The organism is Endozoicomonas sp. ONNA2 (genome assembly GCF_024606365.1).
Taxonomy (GTDB): domain Bacteria; phylum Pseudomonadota; class Gammaproteobacteria; order Pseudomonadales; family Endozoicomonadaceae; genus Endozoicomonas.
Genome location: NZ_JAHHPO010001168.1, coordinates 1 through 5,252, shown reverse-complemented (window position 1 = coordinate 5,252; position 5,252 = coordinate 1). Strand labels below are relative to the sequence as shown.

At 47.8% G+C, this 5,252-nt stretch carries 5 protein-coding genes; all 5 read left to right on the top strand.

The features are described 5' to 3' along the window. Nucleotides 1-282 precede the first annotated feature (282 nt). The gene (locus KDK14_RS20625; RefSeq protein WP_257267118.1) at nt 283-2,223 is read left to right on the top strand and encodes a hypothetical protein; all 1,941 of its coding nucleotides are present in this window, start codon (nt 283-285) and stop codon (nt 2,221-2,223) included. Between the two features lie 332 nt (nt 2,224-2,555). After that, a complete protein-coding gene (rpsP, locus tag KDK14_RS20620; protein WP_257267116.1) occupies nt 2,556-2,804 on the top strand; it encodes a 30S ribosomal protein S16 in 249 nt (82 codons plus the stop codon). Then, entirely contained in the window at nt 2,801-3,361 is a 561-nt protein-coding gene (rimM, locus tag KDK14_RS20615; RefSeq protein ID WP_257267115.1) for a ribosome maturation factor RimM, read from the top strand. Before rpsP ends, rimM begins: the two co-directional genes overlap by 4 nt. Before the next feature lie 93 nt (nt 3,362-3,454). Next, nucleotides 3,455-4,225 carry a tRNA (guanosine(37)-N1)-methyltransferase TrmD gene (gene trmD / locus KDK14_RS20610; protein WP_257267120.1) on the top strand — a complete coding sequence of 257 codons (771 nt, stop codon included), beginning with the start codon at nt 3,455-3,457 and terminating at the stop codon, nt 4,223-4,225. Between the two features lie 158 nt (nt 4,226-4,383). Beyond that, nucleotides 4,384-4,737, top strand: a complete 354-nt coding sequence (rplS, locus tag KDK14_RS20605; protein ID WP_257267114.1) for a 50S ribosomal protein L19 — start codon at nt 4,384-4,386, stop codon at nt 4,735-4,737. Nucleotides 4,738-5,252: the final 515 nt, after the last annotated feature.

Sequence of the window (5,252 nt, the reverse complement as noted above, 5' to 3'; positions counted from 1 at the left end):
AGCTAAAGAAAGAATGGACAGTAGTACTATCAGGAAGAATTCCCTAATGCTTACCTAAGAGCAGTAGCTTATAGCAATTCCGCATAACAAAGAAAATTCACCATCCGAACATTTACGAAATTTTGCTGTCTAAAGCTCTGAAAGGTTAGAAATCAAGTCAGAAACAGGGTCCCTGTTTTCGAACAAAAGGGTAAGGCAGCTTGCCTGACTCACAATAAAACCATAATTTTCAATGACTAGACATCTATAAATTTAAACCCTCAGGGTAATGGAGAATTCGAAGTGGAAAGCATTAACTCGTCTTTTGGAACTATTTCAATCCCGACAGACAATCAAGAAGTGGGCGATAAAAAACCTGCATCTGCGGGCATAAAGAGCATCTGCCCGAATGAACCCAGCGTTCAAATAGCTGGTGCCCACTGCAACGACGAGCCTCACACCGCTCTACCAGAGCGAACGATTACCAACCCTGCAAGCAAAACTGAAACAAACCTCGGCTCTGCGCAAAAAACACATATCGAATCAGCAGGGGCCACAGCGGACCAGAACACCGCGTCGTCATTCACCCAATCAGAATTTCCGGAAAATCTTACTCTGGATGAAGGCAATGATCACGCGTCTATGCTTTCCTACCTTAACCTCAGCATGCTGAAAGAATTGAAAGAATTATTGCACCCTCCCGGGATCAACATGACCGAACCGCAGGAGCCAAAAGTAAAGCAACCATCAGAGAAGGTATCCAGCAGCGCCTGCCCCCCTCCGACACCAACGCTGATACACACACACGACAAAGTTTCATTAATCCATCATGCAGGCATCCAGGCAAAAAACAACAACTGTTCACTGGCCTCTTTTTTTATGGCCATATCAAACAACGGGCTAATGGAATGGTTAACTGACGAGATTAAAGATGGCGTTATCAACCAACAATTGGCGGGCAAAAAGGAAGAAGCGGCTTCTCTGCAGGAACTTTTAGCAATCTGTGAAAATTTTCACTTCAATGAAAAGACCAATGGCTACATCGCTGATGAAGGCTTGAACCGCATGAGAACACTTTACCGACTCGGCCATGGAGAGTCGTGCACTACTCTGGATATGCCAGAAATTCTCACAGCAATCCTTACAAACATCTATGCTTATCGGGAAATAAAAAAAGATCCATCCGGAAATGTTCTCAACCTTAAAGAATCGAAGCAATGTCTGAAACACAAAATAGCATGGATTGATGCTGCGAATGGATTCTTCGTTACCAATGACTCATCCAAAGTAATAAGTAATCTTGCTGAAGGCATTCCGCTGCCCGGGACTTCGGAAGGCCTGATCGAAAAAGAACTGAAAGCGGATCCACCCTCTGACTCTGCAAAATATATTTACGCTCACAGCCAATTCGTAGGGAAGGATGGAGGGCTTTTGATAAAGTGTAAGACCAAACGTGATATTAAAACAAACTGTGATCTCACTAAAACATTTGAATATGTTGATGACATGACGCATAAATCGAGAACGACTGAAGTCGAGCTTGCAAAACACCCTGTCAGTGGCACCTTTGTACGCTCCTCTCATTCATCATTTATCAATGTCAGGGGACAAAAGTGGTTGGTAAACCATAAGCTAAGCGGTTTTAAAGATGATTCAGATAACAGTGGAAAATGGACCACAACCATTTCCAAAGAGGCGACCACCGTGGAAGAGCTTATCATTACCTGGCTCAAAGGAATCAAGAACGATCTTCAACTTGATAAATCTGCGTTTGAACAATTATTACCTGATGAGAAAACCGGGCAATACCCGGAAATATTGCTTGTTACCATCCCCAACTTTGGATTCACTGTCAGACCCGACATCCAGTGGTGGAAAGATGTAGCTATTCCCACGACTGAAGATGAACAAGTAGGTGAACAAGAACAACTAAATGAACAAGAAGATAAAAAAAAGTTGATCTACGAATTCGACTCCGCGGTCAGCATTGAAGAGGGTCATTTTCTGGTCTGGTTTAAAGATGGCAAGGTACTTAATTATGCTGATTCAATGGGACACTCAGAACTCGAAGAGACAATCCCCGTTATCGTAAAAATGCCATTTGAGGGAACTCAAGCGGCATTACAAGCTGCTGATGAAAATAGTGGAAATTACTACGACCCCTATCGCACGGCAACGCAAAGGCTTGCCAAACTGGGAAAATCAGCAGCACTGATAATCTTGAAAAAGAAGCCCACTGAATGAACGATTCCCGTGGGCTGTTGTCAAGTAGCTGGCCAACTACCTGGCTGTGGCTATGTGGCCGAAGTTGTAACGCCCCACGAGCATGGCACTGACATAACTGAAACGCAGTTATCACAGCATATTGCCACTCCCGCTGGTTTTCCCTACAATATGCGGCCGTTATGATTGGCTATTGATCCGATCATGGATTAGCTGACGGATGATGAAAAAGGAACTTTTCCTCGCTCAAATCTGTCTAATTTCTTCTGGGTTTTAGCCATAATGTCCTGCGCGTTTGGCAAGGTAAACACAGTAAACCAGTTGCCGGAAACAACTATAGGAATCCCTATTCAATGGTAACCATTCGTCTTGCCCGTGGCGGCTCGAAAAAGCGCCCGTTTTACCACCTGACCGTGGCTGACAGCCGTAACGCCAACGGCGGTCGTTTCATTGAGCGTGTCGGTTTCTTCAATCCCTGTGCCCGTGGCCAGGAAGAGCGTCTGCGTATTGATAACGAGCGTGTAGAATTCTGGCTGGGCCAGGGTGCTACTGCATCTGACCGCGTTGCCCAGCTGCTCAAAGAAGCCAAAAAGGCTGCGTGAACCCGGTGACAACGGCAGTAGAGGGCGCTGTCAAGCGCATTACGTTAGGCCATATCGCCTCGGTTTTCGGGGTCAAGGGCTGGCTGAAGATTCACTCCAACACCAGCCCGATGGCAAACATCCTCAACTACCCACGCTGGATTCTTGACCACAACGGTGATATCAAAACCGTTGAAATCGATCAGGCCCAGTCCCACGGAAAAGGTCTGATTGCCCATATCATCGGTTGTGACGATCGTGAGCAGGCCCGCAGTTACTGTGGTTACCAGATCACCATTAACGCCGATGATCTGCCCGAACCGGAAGATGACGAGATTTACTGGCATCAACTGGAATCGCTGGATGTTTTCTCCCGCAACGCTTTGGGGGACAATGTTCTATTGGGTAAAGTCAGCCACCTGATGGAAACAGGTGCCAACGACGTGCTGGTCATTCGCCCCACAAAGGGCAGTATTGATCGCCGCGAGCGTCTGGTACCCTGGCTTGCCGGATCGGTGGTGTTAGACGTTAATCCTGATAAAGGATTTATCCGGGTAGATTGGGACCCGGAGTTTTAACTGGCCATGACGACTCAACTCTCACCTCTTGATGAGCCAGCTACACTGGCAAAAACTCATCAGGACTCTAACCAGAGCGCCATGGACATTGGAATGTGGTTCGGTGTCGTCAGTCTGTTCCCGGACATGTTCCGGGCCATAACCGAGCACGGTATTACCGGCCGTGCGGTTAAGGAACGGCTGATTGAGGTACAGACCTGGAATCCCAGGGACTTTACCCATGACCGGCACCGAACTGTGGATGACCGACCTTATGGCGGTGGTCCCGGCATGTTGATGAAAATTCAACCTCTGCGTGACGCCATCCATGCAGCTCGCAACGCTGCAGGAACCGAGGCCAAAGTGATTTACCTCTCGCCACAGGGTCGCATGCTCGACCAGAAAGGTGTAGAGGAACTTGCCCAAAGCAAGAAGCTGATCCTGGTCGCGGGGCGATATGAAGGTATTGACGAGCGGGTAATCCAGACCGAAATCCATGAAGAATGGTCTATTGGCGATTACGTGTTAAGTGGTGGTGAACTCGCTGCCATGACTCTGATTGATGCAGTTTCACGCTTTGTACCGGGCACCCTGGGTCATAAGGATTCTGCTCAGGAAGATTCATTTGCTGATGGTCTTCTTGACTGCCCGCACTACACCCGTCCTGAGTGTTTTGAAGGACAGAGAGTGCCACAAGTGCTGTTATCAGGCAACCATGCGCTTATCAAGCGCTGGCGATTGAAACACTCTTTGGGCAAAACCTGGCTGAGACGACCCGATCTGCTAGCCAACATTCGGCAAAACAGGTCACTGTCCAGCGAGGAAGAAAGGTTGTTGTCGGAGTTTATTGCTGAACACTCAGCCCGGGAGGCTGTCCGGGAATAGACGGCCGGTGGCAGTCTATTCCCGGACAGCCTCCCAAAGCCAGAGCATGCCTCTTTAACAGATGTGATATCGGCTTGTTTTGGATTGCTCTTGTCAGGGCAATCTGAGTGAAACACAGCTTGAGCGGGACAAAATTGACTAACCAGGAGCAATTATCAATGAGCAAAAACAAAATCATTGCGCAGCTTGAAGCTGAACAAATGAACAACGAGATCCCTGCCTTTAGCCAGGGTGACACTGTAGTCGTACAGGTTAAGGTAAAAGAAGGCAACCGTGAGCGTTTGCAGGCGTTCGAAGGCGTTGTCATCGGCAAGCGTAAACGTGGCCTGAACTCTGCTTTCACCGTTCGCAAAATCTCCAGCGGTGTTGGCGTTGAGCGTACATTCCAGACTTACTCTCCACTGATCGCATCTGTGACTGTGAAGCGTCGTGGTGACGTTCGTCAGGCCAAATTGTACTACCTCCGTGAGCTGAGCGGTAAAGCTGCGCGTATCAAGGAAAAGCTCAAGTGACACTCCCCGCCCTGACGGGCGAGGATTCTGAAACTTCACAGGCTACACCGGCTATATTACGCAAGCCTCCATCAGCAGTAGCGGGGGGCTGCCCCTCCGCTATTTGTTGTCGGTCTTTTGTTTGATTTGTTGGGTATCTACACGCTCCCCTCGGGTGCGCTCTGCGTGACCCACGTCAAAAGCCAGTTTCAGGGTCTTCTCGGACAGCCTCCTGGAGCGACAAAGTCCTGCGCGAGAGTCGGGGCAGTTTATGAAATATCCGGGTTAGAAATTGTCCTGAAATAACTTCTCTACAAACGCTGCCTGCTTCGCGAAAAGCTTGAATCACTTGAGCTATTGCGGGCAGCGGGTGGCGACAATTTCCCAGACTGAATAAAATGATGAAATTATTCCAGGACAATCCCTTAATATCTTTAGCCGCTACTGATATGAACTTTAGAAGTTAATTGCTCAAGCCTGAAGAATAACTACAGATATAATAAAAATATTTTTATTTTCTCAGGTAATTTATTATG

Excerpts from the sequence above, each read along its gene's own strand:
- rpsP (WP_257267116.1), top strand. The coding sequence starts at position 2,556 with ATGGTAACCATTCGTCTTGCCCGTGGCGGCTCGAAAAAGCGCCCGTTT.
- rplS (WP_257267114.1), top strand. The coding sequence starts at position 4,384 with ATGAGCAAAAACAAAATCATTGCGCAGCTTGAAGCTGAACAAATGAAC.
- trmD (WP_257267120.1), top strand. The coding sequence starts at position 3,455 with ATGTGGTTCGGTGTCGTCAGTCTGTTCCCGGACATGTTCCGGGCCATA.